The organism is Ancylobacter koreensis (assembly GCF_023016525.1).
Lineage (GTDB): Bacteria > Pseudomonadota > Alphaproteobacteria > Rhizobiales > Xanthobacteraceae > Ancylobacter > Ancylobacter koreensis.
In genome coordinates this window covers 253,495-268,260 of the sequence record NZ_JALKCG010000001.1, presented here as the reverse complement: position 1 = coordinate 268,260, position 14,766 = coordinate 253,495, and the positions used below count along the sequence as shown (strand labels likewise).

Sequence of the window (14,766 nt, the reverse complement as noted above, 5' to 3'; positions counted from 1 at the left end):
CGCGGCTCCTTACACGCTCAGATGCTTCAGCACGCGGGCGCGGGCGTCGGGTTCGGAGGAGGCGCCCGTCTCGGCGATCTCGCCGCGGTCGAGCACCGCCCAGCGGTCGGCGACGGCGAGGGCGAAGGGCAGATGCTGCTCCACCAGCAGCATCGTCGTGCCGTGCCGCTCGCGGCAGGCGCGGATGACGCCGGCGAGCCGGTCGATGACGGAGGGCTGCAGCCCCTCGGTGATTTCGTCGACCATGAGCAGCTTCGCCCCGGTCGCCAGCGAACGCGCCATCAGCAGCATCTTCTGCTCGCCGCCCGACAGCGTGCCGGCGCGCTGCTTCAGCCGTTGCAGCAGGAAGGGGAAGGAGGCCTCCACCTCCGCCAACGCCGCCTCGAAATCCGGCCGACGCACGGCGAGGCGGAGATTTTCCTCGACGGTCAGGTCCTGGAACAGCGCCTTCTCCTGCGCGACATAGCCGACGCCCAGCCGCGCCACGCGGTGGGGCGCGAGCCGCGTCGCCTCGGTGCCGGCGATGGCGACGGTGCCGGCCATTTTGGGCAGGAAGCCCATGGTTGCCTTCAGCAGCGTCGACTTGCCCATGCCGTTCTTGCCGAGCACGGCGAGGATCTCGCCCTGCGCGAGGGCAAGGCTCACCTCGCGCACCACCACGGCGCCGGCATAGCCGCTGGAGAGGCCGTCGATCTCAAGCGCGTTCATGCCGGCATCTCCTGCGCGGTGGAGGGCCCGCTCTCATGCGCGATGCCGGCATGGCCGGAACCGGCATAGACCTGCTTGACCAGCTCGGAGGCGACCACCTCTTCCACCGAGCCGTCGAGCACGATGCGGCCCTGATGCAGCACGATGACCCGCGAGGAAATCTCCCGCACGAAATCGAGATCGTGCTCGACCAGCAGCACGCACAGGCCCTGCTTCTTCGTCAGGTCGATGAGGATGGCGCCGATCTGCATGCGCTCGGTCTTGGTCAGGCCGGCGGTGGGCTCGTCGAGCAGCAGCACGCGCGGTTCCAGCGCAAGCACCATGGAAAGCTCCAGCGCCTGCTTCATGCCGTGCGAGAGCAGGTGGGCGGGGGTGGAAAGCTGCCGGTCCAGCCCCGTCGTGGCCAGCACGTGCATCGCGGCTTCCGGCAGCGGCAGTTCCCGCGCCCGGCGCCACAACGAGGGGCGGGCATGGCGGGCGCGGGCGATCTGCAGGCACTGCGCGACGGTCAAGGTCTCGAACACATTGGCCATCTGGAACTTGCGGCCGACGCCGAGGGCGACGCAGGCTTCCGGCGGCTTGCGGCCGATATCGTGGCCATTGATGACGATGGTGCCGGCCGAGCGCTCGGCGCCGTCGGCAATGCAGCGCATCAGCGTGGTCTTGCCGGCGCCGTTCGGGCCGACGAGGCTGACGAGTTCGCCCGCGCGGGCCTCGAAGTCGATCGCCTCCAGCACGTTGAGGCTGCCGAAGCGCCGGGCGACACCGTGCACGGCGAGCGCCGGGCCGTCGTCGCCGACCTCCTCGCCCTGCGTCTCGGCGGCATCGAGCGTCGAGAGGGTGACGCTGGCGGGCGGCGCGGCGGGGCGCTTGCGGACAAGGCCGAGCGCCTTGCGCGGAATGTCGAACAGCACCGGCAGCAGGCCGCGCGGGAAGGCGATGATAACCAGCACGAACAGCGTGCCGATGATGAGCTGCCAGACGAAGGGATAGTCGCCGGCGAGCTGGGCGCTCTCATAATCGACGATCAGCGCGCCGAACACCGGCCCGAGCAAGGTGCCGCGCCCGCCGAGCGCGGTCCAGATGACGAGTTCGGTGCCGAAGACGAAGCCGGCGAGCTCGGGCGCCACCACCATCGCGTAGCCGGCATAGATGTAGCCGGCGATCGCGCCGATCACGGCGCAGGCGAGATAGACGAGGATCTTCAGCCGCGAGGTGTCGAGGCCGAGATATTTGCAGCGCTGCTCGTTCTCGCGCACGGCGACCAGCAGCCGTCCGGCATCGCTTTGCACCACGATATAGGCGAGCGTCGTCACCGCCACGAGGAAGCTGCCCGCCAGCCAGAACCACGCCTCCATGGAGAGGTCGAAACTCATGAAGCCGGAGAGGCCGCTCGACGAGCCGGTGAAGGTGCCGCCGGAATAGAGCAGCTGCGTCGCCACGATGGGCAGCACCAGCGTGATGACCGAGGCATAGAGCGCCGAGGCGCCGTGCCAGAAGGCGAGCCAGCCGACGATGGCGGCCACCAGCAGCGCGCCGCCGACGCCGAGTGCCAGCGCGAGAACGGCGTTGCCCTCGCTGAAGTCCATATGGGTGAAGACGAGGCCGGCGGCATAGGCGCCGCAGGCGAAGAACACCGACTGGCCGAAGGTGAGGATGCCCAGATAGCCCCATAGGAGGTCGACGGTCAGCGCCACCGCCGCGTAGAGCAGCGAGCGGGTGAGCACGTTCACCGAATAGGTGTCGAGCACATAGGGGCCGGCGAAGATTGCGCCGAGCGCGAGCAGCGCGACGGCGAGGATGAGGGACAGGCGGCGCGCTTCAGTCACGGGCGAACCCCTGAGGACGGATGCGCAGGATGACGGCGGCGAGCACGGCGATGGTGAGCCCGCCGAGCACCGGGCTGAGATGGGTCGCCACCAGCACCTGCGCGCCGCCCAGCACCAGGCAGGCCGCCAGCAGGCTGGCGAGCGAGGCGCCGGAGACCAGCACCAGCATGAAGGCGTTCACCAGCCAGGGCACGCCCATGTTGGGGTCGACGCTCGACAGCGGCGTGATCAGCGCGCCGGCGACGCCGGCCAGCGCCGAGCCGAGTGTGAAGGTGATGAAGCGCACCAGCGCGCTGTTGATGCCGAGCCCGCGCGCGAGGTCCTCGTTCATGATGACCGCGCGGGTCTCCAGCCCGAGGCGCGTGCCCTGCAGCAGCGCGGTGAGCGCGAGGCCGAGCGCGGCGGCGATGCCCACCAGCGCGAGGCGGTAGGCGGAATAGCTCTCGCCGAACAGGTCGAGCGTGCCTTCGAGCGGGGCCTGCGTGAACTGCACGCCGCGCCCGAAGACGAGGGTGATGACCTGCCCGATGATGATCGACAGACCCCAGGTGGCGAGGATGGCGTCGAGCGGGCGGGCGTAGAGCGGGCGCACCACGAAGCGCTCGATGGCCATGCCGGCGACGCCGCCGAACAGCGCCGCGAGCGGGATGGCGAGCCACGGGTTGAGCCCGGCCTGGGTGGCGATGAGCGCGGCATAGCCGCCGAGCGTCATCAGCCCCCCATGGGCGAAATTGATGATCTTCATGACGCCGAACACGAGCAGCAGCCCGGTCGCCACCGCATAGAGGATGGCGGCGGTCGTCACGATGTCCAGCGTCTGGGCGATCATGTGGGGTCCTTCGGGTCGCGGGCGACGTCTCAGAGGACGACGTCTCAAAAGCCGTGCCATCCCCGGCGGGGCCGGGGATGGCGGGTTTGGAGCGTCAGGCGCTCACTTCAGCTTGGGGCACTGCTCGCCGGGATCGACGTCCTTGAAGGTCGAGATGATGTCGACCGAGCCATCGCCCTTCACCTGGCCGAGATACATGGTCAGCGGCGCGTGGCGCTGCTTGTTCATGGTGATGGCGCCGCGCGGGCCGTCCACCGTCACCTCGGCGAGCGCCGGGATGACCTTGGCGGCGTCGGTCGTGCCGGCCTTCTCCACCGCCGCCTTGTAAGCGTAGACTGCCTCGTATTCCGGCACGGAGAGGTCGTTCGGGGTCTTCATCTCCTTGCCGAACTTCTTCTCCATCGCGGCGAGGAACGCCTTGTTGGCGGGGGTGTCGATGTTGGTGAAGTAGGAACCGGCGATGTAGATGCCCTCGGCGTCCGGGCCCATGGACTTCGCGGTGCCCTCATCCACGGCGAGGTTGCCGTAGAGCGACTTGATGCCCGCCGCGCGCAGCTGCTTGGTGAGGGTCACGTTCGGCGCGCCGCCGGCGGTCGAGGTGATGATGGCGTCCGGGTTGGCGGCCTTCACCTTGGAGAGGATGGCGGTCCAGTCGGTGGCGTCCATCGGGGCGTATTCGTCGCCGACGATCTTGCCGCCGGTCTTCTCGATGTACTCCTTGGTGAAGGCGAGCATGCCGCGGCCGAAGGCGTAGTCCGAGCCGATCAGGAAATAGGTCTTGGCGCCCTTGTCCTTGAAGTAGTCGACGATGGGGGCGACCTGCTGGTCGGGCACCCAGGCGTTGACATACATGTAGGGCGAGCAGGAGCGGCCCTCGTAAAACGAGGTGTAGATGTAGGGGACCTTGCCGCGGTTGACGATCGGCAGGCCGGCATTGCGGGCGGCCGAGGTCTCCATGGAGATCAGCGCGTCGACCTTCTTCTGGAAGATCAGCGAATCGAAGGCCTTCTGCGCGCCGGCGGCGCCCGAGGCGTCGTCGGCGACTTCGAGCACCACCTTCTTGCCGAGGATGCCGCCCTTGGCGTTGATCTCCTCGACGGCGAGCTCGGCGGACTGCACGACCGAGGGGGCGACCACCGAGTTGGCGCCCGACAGGCCCACCGGGATGCCGATGGTGATGGTGTCGGCGGCGAGCGCCGGGCCGGCGAGCAGGCCGGCGGCGACGGTGCCGGCCAGAAGCAGCCGGCGGCGTGAAATGCGCATCAGGGACATGGTCTGGTTCTCCGGAAGGTTATCGTTGTGTCGCAGGCGGGCGCGGCGGGCTCAGTACCAGCCGCGGGAAATGTCGGAGCCGAGCATCTCGGCGTAGATGTCGGTGCGGCGGTCGCGCAGCACCTGGTTGAAGGCGTTCCAGTTGCGGGCGCGGCGGGCGGCGCCGAGGTCGATCTCGGCGGAGACGATCTCCTCACCGTCGCGGCTGGCCGGGCCGGCGGCGGGCCAGCCGGTGTAGCTGAGGATGAGGCTCTGGCCCTCGAAGGGCTGGCCGCGCTCGGTGCCGATGCGGTCGGCGCAGGCGATGTAGAGCGAGTTGGAATGGGCGGCGGCCATGGCGAGGATGTTGGCCATCGCCTCGCGCCCCTCGGCCTGGCCGGGGATCGGCACCCAGTTGGTCGGCACGCAGACAATGTCCGCGCCCTGCAGCGCCTGCAGCCGGTACACTTCCGGGAACCAGCCGTCGTAGCAGATGGCGACGCCGATACGCCCGATGGCGGTCTGGAACACCGGGAAGCCGTTATTGCCCGGCTCGAAGAACAGGTTCTCGTTCCCCCACAGATGCGTCTTGCGGTAGGTGCCGATATGGCCCTGCGGGCCGATCACCACGGCGCTGTTGTAGAGCGCCTCGCCCTCGCGCTCGGTGATGCCGGCGACGATGAAGAGGCCGCGCTCGGCGGCGATCTTCGCCCAGGCCAGCGAGGTCGGGCCGTCCGGAATGGTTTCGGCCAGCGCGAAGGCTTCGGCGCGCGTCTCGAAGACGTAGCCGGTGTTGGCGAGCTCGGGCAGCACCACGAGCTTCGCGCCCTCGTCGGCGGCGCGCGAGATGAGGTCGAGCGTGTGGGCGACATTGGCCGCAGTGTCGCCGAAGCGCGGCTCCATCTGGATGCAGGCGACGCGAACAAGGCTCGAACTCGGCATCTGGGCACACCTCTCCGGGCGCCGCGGTCGCCCGCGTCGCGAAAACAAAAAGCCCCCGGCAGCGCCTTCCGGCGCCAACGAGGGCTGCACAGCCTGAATGTGAAGCGGCAACGCTGCCGCCGACGCTCCCCATGGAGCACGGTCATCGAAACGCAGCGGAAAGGCGGAGTCAAGCCCGAAGTGCCGACAAGTACGGCACTTGTTCAAATGCCTATAATCTAGGCGATATGCCTCTGCCGCTTGCTCAACGCTCGCCGTCCGTGTCGCGGCCGAGCTCGGCGAGCATGGCCTGCGCGTTGATGATCGAGGCGGCGACGGTGCCGATCGGCACGCGGCGGGCGGTCGCCTGCTTGCGGATGAACTGGTAGGCCTCGTCCTCGGTCAGGTTGCGCAGCCCCATCAGCAGCCGCGTCGCCTTCTCGACGTCGCGGCGGGTGCGCAGCGTGTCCTCGAGCTTGGCGATCTTGGACAGCAGCCGGCTTTCATAGCCGCGCATGGACAGCGCCAGCACGAGGTTGGACAGCACGCCGGAGGCGCGGATCGGGCGCACCAGCACGCCATGCGCGCTCGAATCGAGCAACGCCTTCAGCACGGTCGGATTCTCGTAATCGACGATGGCGATGTGGGCGATGCTGAGATCCGCCATGCGCCAGGGCATGGAGCTCCTGGTGTCGCGGTCGAGCAGGAAGAACACCGCGTCGAGCGGCAGCGGAAGCTGCGCGGGCGGTGGCCAGACCATCTGCACCTGGCAGCCGATGCGCTGGAGCTGGCGCACCAGATCCTCGCCGTCCTGGTCGCGCGGATGCACGACGGCGACGCGCGTGTTGCGCAGGTTCTGGATGACCGCGGCGCTCACCCGATCGCCTCCCCGACCCGCCGCACGGCTCGCCCGCCGGGCCTATGCATGGTCGTACACGTGGTCGACGAGATAGGGGTCCGGCTTCACCGGCGCGCGCGCCTCCCACGCCACGTCGAAGGTGCCGTGCGCGTTCACCACGCCGATGCGCGGGTGCAGATAGGTGTGGTTGTTGTCGGGGTCGATGCGGATGCGCCCCTGCGGCGCGTCGTATTCGGTGCCGAGCGCGGCGTCGACAAGGCGCTGCGTGTCGAGCGAGCCGGCCCGGCGCAACGCCTCGGCGAAGACGTGGATCTGGAAATAGGCCGCTTCGGCATACATCGTCACCGGCGCGTCATGGCCGAAGCGGGCGCGGTAGGCGGCGGCAAAGCGTCGGTTGGCGGGTGTGTCGACGGTCGAGAAATAGGGCGCGGCGGTGATGTGTCCGGCACACAGCTCCGGACCTATTGCGGCGACCTCGCCTTCGGCAAAGGTGAGGCTCGCCACCGGCATGGTGCGGGGATCGAGCCCGGCTTCGCGGAAGATGCGGTAGAAGGCCTGCCCGCCGGTGCCGACCACGGTGGAGAACACCACGTCCGGCGCCTTGCGCCTTATGTCCTCCACCACGCGGCGGATCTGGTCCTCGTGCGGCAGGACGGGTACATAGGTCTCGCCCACCACCTCGCCGCCCTCGCGCCCCACCACGTCGTGCATGATGCGGTTGGATTCGCGGGGATAGATGTAGTCCGAGCCGACGAGATAGAAGCGCCGGCCGAAATTGGCGAACAGGTAGCGCGCGAGCTGCAGGCTGTTCTGGTTCGGCGCCGCGCCGGTGTAGATCACGTTCGGCGAATATTCGAAGCCCTCATAGAGGGAGGGGTACCAGAGCAGCGCGTTGCGCCGTTCCACCGTGGCGAGGATCGCCTTGCGGCTGGAGGAGGCGCAGCAGCCGAAAATGGTGCCGATGCCGTCCTCGGTGAGCAGGCGCTCGGCATAGCGGCGATAGAGCTCGGGGCTGGATTCGGGATCGTAGCAGACCGGCTCGATGGCGCGCCCGTTGACGCCGCCGGAGAGGTTGATCTCCTCGATGGCCAGCGCGGTGCCGCGGAAATGCTCCGTCTCCGGCATCTGCATGTGGCCCTTGCGGGAGAACAGCACGCCGATCCGCCAGGTATCGGTACGGCCCCCGTCATTTCGGCCAACGTCAGTCCGGCCTGTGTCGGGCCGCCGATCTTCGCCCCTGTCGCGATCCGTCACCGCTTCCGTCCGCCGCTGCTGCGCCGCCATGTTTCGTGGCGGGGAAATCGCGCCGGGCAGGTGGCCCGCGCCTGCGCGGCGGCCCGCCCGACAGTCCGCGTTTATTCGCGCGCGGGCGTCCAAAACGCAAGCCGCGCGGGGAATGCGGGTCAGGCCGGTGCGCGCAGCCCCTGCACGATCAGGATCAGCCCGCCAATGGCGACGATGATGTCGAGTATGCGGATATGCGCGCGGCTGGAGAGCGTTCCGAGCACCCGCTTTGCCAGGAACACGCCGGGCGTCGCCGACACGCCGATGAGGAGCGCCATGACCCAGGAGGAGAGCGGCAGCGCGCCTGCCGCCACGAACACGCCGACCTTGATCACGCTGAGCACCAGCGAGATGCCGGCATCGGTGGCGATCACCGCCGCGCCGTTCAGCCCGGTCGCCAGCAGGATGGAGATCAGCACCACGCCGGTGCCGGCCGTGCCGCCCATAAGGACGCCATAGCCGGCGCCGGCCGCCATCAGTCCGCGACCCGAAAGCCGGCCGCGCATCCGCATGAGCGCGTGGCGGGCCGGGATCGCGACGATCAGCACCGTCCCGATGATCACCGAGATGAGGCCGCCCGACAGCCGGGTGTAGCCCCACGCGCCGAGCGCGGAGGCCGGCAGCGCGAAGGCGACGATGAGCAGGGCGCGGCGCAGGTCGAAATCGCGGCGGAAGGCGACGAGGCGCGAGGCGTTGGACATCAGCGAGGAGACGGCGATCACCGGCACCACCGCCTCGGGCCCGACGATGGGCAGCAGGATGGGCGGGAGCAGAAGGCCCGGCCCGTAGCCGGTGACGCCGCCGAGCGTGCCGGCGAGAAAGGCCATCAGCGCCACAAGCGCGTACTGCGCCGGCGTCACGGCTTCCAACATGCTCCGCTCCCGGCGCTGCGCCGGCGCGCCGCCTCAGGGGAGGTAGGCGCCGCCGTTCACATGGATGGTCTGGCCGGTCACGAATCGCGCGGCCGGACCCGCAAGATAGGCCACCATGGACGCGACGTCCTCGGCCGAGCCTTCCGCGCCGGTCAGCGTGCGGTTGCGCGCATGGTGGGCCGGGTTCTTCTCCGCCGTGCCGTGGCTGCGATCGGTGGCGATGCGGCCGGGCGAGACGAGGTTCACCGTGATGCCGCGCGGCGCCAGCTCCACCGCCAGCGCCTTGGTCAGCCCGTCCAGTCCCGCCTTGGCGGCCACCACATGGGCGCGGCCGGGCGCGCCGGTATAGGCGGTCAGCCCGCCTATGTTGACGATGGCGCCGGCCGGCGAGGCGGAGAGGTGCGGAATGGCGGCGCGGGTCAAAAGGAAGGCGCCGTCGAGGCAGATGCCGAGGATCTCGTGCCACTCGGCGAAGCTCATCGCCTCCACCGGCTTCTCGCGCCGCACCGAGGCGTTGTTCACCAGAATGTCGAGCCGGCCGAAACGCTCCAGCGCGTGGTCGACGATGATGTCGGCGGAGGATTCGCGCGCCACGTCGGCCAGCACGACGCTCGCCTCCGTGCCGGCCGCCTCGACTTCGCGGGCGACCGCCTCGGCGCTCTCGCGGTCGCTGCGGGCGACGATGACGACCGAGGTTCCGGCGCCGGCGAGCGCCAGCGCGATGGCGCGGCCGATATTGCGCGAGGCGCCGGTGACGATAGCGACCGGGCGGTGATGGATGTCGCTCATGCTCAGGCTCCCAGCGAGACGGTCGGCGCACCGGCGGCGATGCGGTCGATGGCGGCGCGCAGCGCCTCGGCGGTCGCCGTGTCGCCACCGCCGAACAGCACGTTGGCGGTGAACTTGGCGGTGAGCTCGGCATCGCTCAGCGGCTCGCGGGCGCCCCCGCGCATGTGCGGCTGGCGGATTTCGCGCACTGAGCCGTCTTTCAGCGTCGCCCGCAGATGGCCGGTGAAATTGTGCGGGTACTCGTCGGCCGGGTCGATCTCGTAGGAAATGCGCGCCGCGAGGGCGCGCACGTCGGCGCGCTGGGTCTGGTCGTCGCCGAACTGGCGCAGGCCCGCCGCGCCTTCGAGGAAGCCGACCGCCATGCAATAGGGCGTCGAGAACTTGGCGGCATAGCCGTTCGGCACCGTCTGCTTGGCGGCGAGCGGTTCCCACAGCCGGTGCACGGTGCCCTCGCCGACCTTGCAGACGATGGAAACGATCTCCTCGGCCGCCACCCCCTGTCGGGCCAGCGCGATGGCGCAGTCGATGAAGGGCTGGGTCATGGTCCCGCAGGCATAGGGCTTGAAGGCGATGGTCGGCATGATCCACTCCTCGCCGAGCCCGTCCAGCAGCGGCGCGAAGTTCGCCGTCTTCGAGGGCGCGAAGGCGCGGAAGAAGCCGTGGTCGCCTTCCAGCACCGTCGCCGGGCCGAGGAAGCCGGCCTCGGCGAGCAGCGCCGCGCGCAGGCCCGCCTGCGCCGCCGCGCCGGGGTGCAGGCGCTTGGTCCAGGTGCCGTCGGAGAGATATTCGATGATGCCCGAGGCCAGGCTGCCGGCGATGCCGATGGCGTTGGCGATGCGTGCCCGGTCGAGCCCGATGGCGACGCCGACGGCGGCGGAGGCGGCCAGCGCCCCGATGACCGCCGTGGGATGGAAGCCGGCCTTGTGAATGGCCTGCGGCGTCACGAGGCTTAGCCGGCTCATGATCTCCGCGCCGACTCCGATGCCGCGCATCACGGAGGCACCGCCGAGGCCGCGATGCTGGGCGATGGCGAGCGTCGCCGGCACCAGCACGGCGCCGGCATGCACCGGCCCGCCCTCGAAGGTGTCGTCATAGTCCTCGCCATGCGCCGCCGTGCCGTTGATCAGCGCGGCGTCGTAGAGGCCGAAGCCCTGCGCGTGGCCGATGGCGGTGCAGGGGCCGGGGCCGGCGGCGCTGGCGAGGGCGGCGCGCGTATAGGGCTCGTGCCGGGCCGAGAAGGCGAGGCCGCAAATGTCCAGCAGCAGGCGCCGGCTCACCGCGTCGGCCGCCGGGGGCGGGACGGCGCTTTCGGCGAAGGCGGCCAGGCGGCCGGCGGCGGTCGTGCCGGAAAGGGGGCTGTGCTGGTTCACTGGTGGGCTTCCTGCAGCTTGGTCCGGCGCGCTTCGCGATATTCGCGCGCCAGCGAGAAGGTGACGAAGAGGAGGGCGGCGCCGAGCAGCCCGACCGCGATCGGATCCTCGACGAAGATGTGGAAGTCGCCGCCGGAGAGCACCAGCGAGCGGCGGTAGCTCGATTCGACCATGTGGCCGAGCACGACGCCGAGGATCATCGGCAGCACGGGGAAGCGGGCGAGGCGCATGAAGTAGCCGACGAGGCCGAGGGCGAGCGCGAGGCCGAGGTCGAACGTGCTGTTGTTGAGCGTGTAGAGGCCCGACAGGATGAGCGCGAAGATGAAGCCCGAGCGATAGGGACGCGGGCGGTTCACCATCCACACGCAGGCCGGCAGGATGATCACGCCGACGCCGATCTGGGCGATGATGGCGATCAGCGAGCCGACATAGAGGCTGTCGATGACCTGCGGGTTCTGCTCGAACAGGCGCGGGCCGGGCAGCAGGCCGTGCATCAGCAGGCCGCCGAGCAGCACGGCGGTGGAGTTGGAGCTCGGAATGCCGAAGCTCAGCAGCGGGATCAGCGCGGTGGAGGCCACCGTATTGTTGGCGGTCTCGGGTGCGGCGATGCCTTCCTCCGATCCCTTGCCGAACTTTTCCGGCGTCTTCGACCAGCGGCGGGCCTCGTTATACGACATGAACGCGGCCACCGAGCCGCCACCGCCCGGCGTGAGCCCCTCGAACAGGCCGAGGATGCAGCCGATGATCTGCGAGCGGCGCAGCGTGCGCATCATCTCCCAACCGGGCAGGCGGATGCGGATCGAGTTGCCGAGCTGAGTGACCGATGTCGAGCCGGACTGGCTCATCAGCTCGGTGAGCGCGAACAGGCCGACCATCACCACGACAGGCTCGATGCCGCTCAGCAGGTCCGGCACGCCGAAGGTGAAGCGGGTGACGCCGGAGATCGGATCGGTGCCCACCGTGGCGATCATCAGCCCGATGACGGCGGCGGCGAGGCCCTTCAGCAGCGAATCGCCGCCCATCGAGGCGATGACGCTGAGGCCGAGAATGCCGAGCGCGAAATAGGAAGTCGGCTTGAAGGCGAGCGCCAGCCAGGAGAGCGGCTCGGTCAGCATCGCCAGCATGAGGAGGCCGAAGAGGCTACCGATCACGCCCGACATCAGCGAGATGCCGAGAGCCTCGCCGGCGCGGCCCTGCCGGTTCATCTCATAGCCGTCGATCACCGTAGCGGCGGAGGAGTTCGTGCCCGGCGTGCGGATGAGGATGGCCGGGATCGAGCCGCCATATTCCGCGCCGATATAGACGCAGGCGAGCAGCGCGATCGCCATGGCCGGGTCCATGGTGTAGGTGAAGGGCAGCACCAGCGCCATGGTGATGGACGCCGAGATGCCCGGCAGCGCGCCGCCGAGAATGCCCCAGGTCAGGCCGAGAATGGCGACCAGAAACAGCGGCGTGCCGGTGAGCAGATGAACGATGTCCCAGAAAGTCGTCACGAGAGCCATCCCTGAACGAGGATGCCGGCGGGCTGGTGGACGCCCAGCAGCTTGACGAAGATCGCCCAGTAGAGGGCCGCGCCGCCGATGGCGGCGGCCGGGATCACCCAGCTCCGCGCGGCGCCCTCATAGAACGCGACGGCGGCGATGAGCAGCGCGACGCTGAGCACATAGCCGGCATAGGGCAGCAATACGACATAGGCGGCGCCGATCAGCAGCAGGCCGAGGGCGCGCGGCACGGAGGCGTCGCCCTCTTCGTCGTCCTCGACGGCGGCCACCGGCCCGCCGGCGCGGCGCGCCGCCCGCGTCGCGAGGACCGCGCGGGCCATCATCACTAGGGCGATCAGCGCGAGCAGGCCGGCAAGCGCCAGCGGCAGGCCGGCGGCGCCGACCTCGTCCGACAGGGTGCTGTCGGCGATGGTGCCGATGGAGACGTAATAGGCGCCGGCAATGGCGAGCAGCACGGCGCCGGCGATGAGGTCGCGATTCATGGAGCGGTCCTCGCAGCGGTCCTCGCAGGCCCTTGCGGGCCCGGGACGGTCTTCGGGGGAAAGGGGCGTGGCGCCGGCCTGTCCGGCGGCGCCACGCGGGAGGGCGGGCCGCTACTTGACCGCGCCGGTTTCCTTCAGGAACGCCTCGGTGGTGTCGGCGAAATTGGTGATGAAGGCCGGGTACTCGGCGTGCGGAATGAAGTTCGCCACCAGCACTTCCTCGGTGTAGCGCTTCTTGTACTCGGGATCCTCCAGCACCGCCTTCACCGCCGTGTCCCACACCTTGGTCACGTCGTCCGGCAGGCCCTTGGGGCCGGCGAGGCCGCGGAACTTGACGAGGCTGACGTCGTAGCCGCTCTCCTTCACGGTCGGCACATCGGGCTTCTCGGGGATGCGCTGCGGGTTGAAGGTGGCGAGCAGGCGCACCTTGCCGGCCTCGATCTGCGAGCGCAGCTCCTGGATCTCGCCGATGCCGATGTCGAGCGTGCCGTTCAGCACGTTGAGCATCATGTCGCCGCCGCCCTCATGGGTGACGATGGCGGCGTTGACGCCGGCGGCGCGCTTGAGCTGTTCGGCGGCCTGGCGCTCCAGCGAGGCCGGATTGGAGGCGCCCCAGCGCCCGCGCTCGGACTTGGCCTTGTCGATCACATCCTTCAGCGTCTTGTAGGGGCCGTCGGCGCGCGTGTAGATCACCTCGCTGTCGGCGAACATGTTCACCAAGGGCTCCAGGTCCTTATAGGTGGCCGAGGGCTTGGAGAGCAGCGAGGTATAGATGTAGGTCGGCGTGGTGGCGTAGAACACGCTGCCGTCGGCCGGAGCCGCGGCGACGCGGGCGACGGCCTTGGCGCCGCTGCCGCCCTGCACGTTCTCCACCACGAAGGTGGCGGCGATGTACTTGCCGAGATACTTGCTCAATTCGCGCAGGAACACGTCACTGCCGCCGCCCGGGCTCGAATGGGTGACGAGGGTGACGACCTTCTGCGGATAGGCGAGCGGCTCGGCGTGGAGGGCGAATGTCCCGAGGGCGGCGGTCATGGCCGCCGCGATCAGGCCGGTCAGGGTCTTGCGCATAGATTCCTCCCATGGAGCGGGGCCGCCTCTGCCGGGCGGTCTCCCAGTGAAGACTTCAGGCGGCGGCACGCCTCCGGGACTTGCGGGGACGGGGCGCGGTAGCGGTGGTCACGCGGATTTCTCCTGCGGCTCGGCCGAGGAGGCGGGGGCGGGGGAGCGCGCGAGAAGGCGCTCCTTGCCGCTTTCGACATGGTCGAAGCAGGCCCGGAAGGCGGCCTCGGCATCGCCGGCGGCGATGGCCTCGACCATGCGGGCATGCTCCTCGTTGGACAGCTCCAGCGTGTTGCCGGTCATCAGATTGCCGGCGCGGTACAGGCGGAGCTGCTTGACGAGCCCGCGATACTGCGCGGCCAGCACGCTGTTGCCGGTGCTGGCCACCACGTAATCGTGGAACTCGAAATTCAGCGGGTAGTAGCGGTCGAAATCATGCCGGGCCGCGGCGGCCGACATGTCGTCGAGCATGGCGCGCAGCCGCGCGAGCACCACCGGGTCGCCCCGCTGCGCCAAAAGCTTGCCGGCATAGCCGAACAGCGCGGCGCGCACGCCATAGACCTCGATGACCTGCTCGATTTCCAGCCGGCGGATGAAAACGCCGCGATTGGGCAGCAGCTCCACGAGGCCGAGCGCCTCCAGCGAGCGCAGCGCCTCGCGCACCGGCCCCCGGCTGACGCCGAAGGCGGCGGCGAGCTGGTTCTCGTTCACCCGCCCGCCGACCGAGAGCCGGCCGTCGAGGATCATGCTCTCGATCTCGCGCTCCAGCAGCATCGGCAGCGAGTTGAGGCGAAGGAAGGTGACGTCGCGGCTGGTGGAGGAACTGTCCGACATGCGCTGAGCCTATCGCCGGATTGTAGAGTGTCAACAATTTAATGTCGCGTGTCGAATGTGAGCGGCGAGGCCGGCCGTTGTCCGGAGCCCTCGCGCCGGGCGGGGAACGGGAGCGGATTGCGGGGAAGACCCGGCACCCGGCATTGGCGCCCGGCGTTGTGGTTGACTATGGTC

General features: G+C 69.4%; 14 protein-coding genes. All 14 read right to left on the bottom strand.

Annotation, left to right across the window (positions count from 1 at the left end; translation table 11 throughout):
• Positions 1-9: 9 nt before the first annotated feature.
• The 14 genes from MWN33_RS01230 to MWN33_RS01165 all read right to left on the bottom strand — a co-directional run bounded on the left by MWN33_RS01230 (position 10) and on the right by MWN33_RS01165 (position 14,592).
• Entirely contained in the window at positions 10-708 is a 699-nt protein-coding gene (locus tag MWN33_RS01230) for an ABC transporter ATP-binding protein (RefSeq protein ID WP_247198255.1), read from the bottom strand.
• The gene (locus MWN33_RS01225; protein ID WP_247198254.1) at positions 705-2,537 is read right to left on the bottom strand and encodes a branched-chain amino acid ABC transporter ATP-binding protein/permease; all 1,833 of its coding nucleotides are present in this window, start codon (positions 2,535-2,537) and stop codon (positions 705-707) included. Before MWN33_RS01225 ends, MWN33_RS01230 begins: the two co-directional genes overlap by 4 nt.
• On the bottom strand, positions 2,530-3,366 hold the full coding sequence (locus MWN33_RS01220; RefSeq protein ID WP_247198253.1) for a branched-chain amino acid ABC transporter permease: 837 nt from the start codon (positions 3,364-3,366) through the stop codon (positions 2,530-2,532). The genes MWN33_RS01225 and MWN33_RS01220 overlap by 8 nt, the downstream gene beginning before the upstream one ends.
• 102 nt (positions 3,367-3,468) lie before the next feature.
• Positions 3,469-4,629 carry a substrate-binding protein gene (locus MWN33_RS01215; RefSeq protein WP_425531962.1) on the bottom strand — a complete coding sequence of 387 codons (1,161 nt, stop codon included), beginning with the start codon at positions 4,627-4,629 and terminating at the stop codon, positions 3,469-3,471.
• A gap of 60 nt (positions 4,630-4,689) precedes the next feature.
• Complete coding sequence (locus tag MWN33_RS01210) at positions 4,690-5,520, bottom strand: nitrilase family protein (protein ID WP_247199752.1); 831 nt, start codon at positions 5,518-5,520, stop codon at positions 4,690-4,692.
• A gap of 283 nt (positions 5,521-5,803) precedes the next feature.
• On the bottom strand, positions 5,804-6,415 hold the full coding sequence (locus MWN33_RS01205) for an ANTAR domain-containing response regulator (protein WP_247198251.1): 612 nt from the start codon (positions 6,413-6,415) through the stop codon (positions 5,804-5,806).
• A gap of 42 nt (positions 6,416-6,457) precedes the next feature.
• Positions 6,458-7,558: a transporter substrate-binding domain-containing protein gene (locus MWN33_RS01200; protein ID WP_343312666.1), complete on the bottom strand. Its 1,101-nt coding sequence runs from the start codon at positions 7,556-7,558 to the stop codon at positions 6,458-6,460.
• A 242-nt stretch (positions 7,559-7,800) separates the two neighbouring features.
• Positions 7,801-8,553: a sulfite exporter TauE/SafE family protein gene (locus MWN33_RS01195; protein ID WP_247198250.1), complete on the bottom strand. Its 753-nt coding sequence runs from the start codon at positions 8,551-8,553 to the stop codon at positions 7,801-7,803.
• A gap of 33 nt (positions 8,554-8,586) precedes the next feature.
• Positions 8,587-9,342 (bottom strand): SDR family oxidoreductase, encoded by a 756-nt coding sequence (locus MWN33_RS01190; RefSeq protein ID WP_247198249.1) that lies wholly within the window; start codon positions 9,340-9,342, stop codon positions 8,587-8,589.
• Positions 9,343-9,344: 2 nt separating this feature from the next.
• Positions 9,345-10,712: an MmgE/PrpD family protein gene (locus MWN33_RS01185; RefSeq protein ID WP_247198248.1), complete on the bottom strand. Its 1,368-nt coding sequence runs from the start codon at positions 10,710-10,712 to the stop codon at positions 9,345-9,347.
• A complete protein-coding gene (locus MWN33_RS01180) occupies positions 10,709-12,205 on the bottom strand; it encodes a tripartite tricarboxylate transporter permease (protein ID WP_247198247.1) in 1,497 nt (498 codons plus the stop codon). The genes MWN33_RS01185 and MWN33_RS01180 overlap by 4 nt, the downstream gene beginning before the upstream one ends.
• Positions 12,202-12,696, bottom strand: a complete 495-nt coding sequence (locus MWN33_RS01175; RefSeq protein WP_247198246.1) for a tripartite tricarboxylate transporter TctB family protein — start codon at positions 12,694-12,696, stop codon at positions 12,202-12,204. The genes MWN33_RS01180 and MWN33_RS01175 overlap by 4 nt, the downstream gene beginning before the upstream one ends.
• 111 nt (positions 12,697-12,807) lie before the next feature.
• On the bottom strand, positions 12,808-13,767 hold the full coding sequence (locus tag MWN33_RS01170; protein ID WP_247198245.1) for a Bug family tripartite tricarboxylate transporter substrate binding protein: 960 nt from the start codon (positions 13,765-13,767) through the stop codon (positions 12,808-12,810).
• Positions 13,768-13,875: 108 nt separating this feature from the next.
• Positions 13,876-14,592: an FCD domain-containing protein gene (locus MWN33_RS01165; protein ID WP_247198244.1), complete on the bottom strand. Its 717-nt coding sequence runs from the start codon at positions 14,590-14,592 to the stop codon at positions 13,876-13,878.
• Positions 14,593-14,766 lie beyond the last annotated feature (174 nt).

Excerpts from the sequence above, each read along its gene's own strand:
- MWN33_RS01230 (WP_247198255.1), bottom strand. The coding sequence starts at position 708 with ATGAACGCGCTTGAGATCGACGGCCTCTCCAGCGGCTATGCCGGCGCC.
- MWN33_RS01220 (WP_247198253.1), bottom strand. The coding sequence starts at position 3,366 with ATGATCGCCCAGACGCTGGACATCGTGACGACCGCCGCCATCCTCTAT.
- MWN33_RS01215 (WP_425531962.1), bottom strand. The coding sequence starts at position 4,629 with ATGCGCATTTCACGCCGCCGGCTGCTTCTGGCCGGCACCGTCGCCGCC.
- MWN33_RS01210 (WP_247199752.1), bottom strand. The coding sequence starts at position 5,520 with ATGGAGCCGCGCTTCGGCGACACTGCGGCCAATGTCGCCCACACGCTC.
- MWN33_RS01195 (WP_247198250.1), bottom strand. The coding sequence starts at position 8,553 with ATGTTGGAAGCCGTGACGCCGGCGCAGTACGCGCTTGTGGCGCTGATG.
- MWN33_RS01190 (WP_247198249.1), bottom strand. The coding sequence starts at position 9,342 with ATGAGCGACATCCATCACCGCCCGGTCGCTATCGTCACCGGCGCCTCG.
- MWN33_RS01175 (WP_247198246.1), bottom strand. The coding sequence starts at position 12,696 with ATGAATCGCGACCTCATCGCCGGCGCCGTGCTGCTCGCCATTGCCGGC.
- MWN33_RS01170 (WP_247198245.1), bottom strand. The coding sequence starts at position 13,767 with ATGCGCAAGACCCTGACCGGCCTGATCGCGGCGGCCATGACCGCCGCC.
- MWN33_RS01165 (WP_247198244.1), bottom strand. The coding sequence starts at position 14,592 with ATGTCGGACAGTTCCTCCACCAGCCGCGACGTCACCTTCCTTCGCCTC.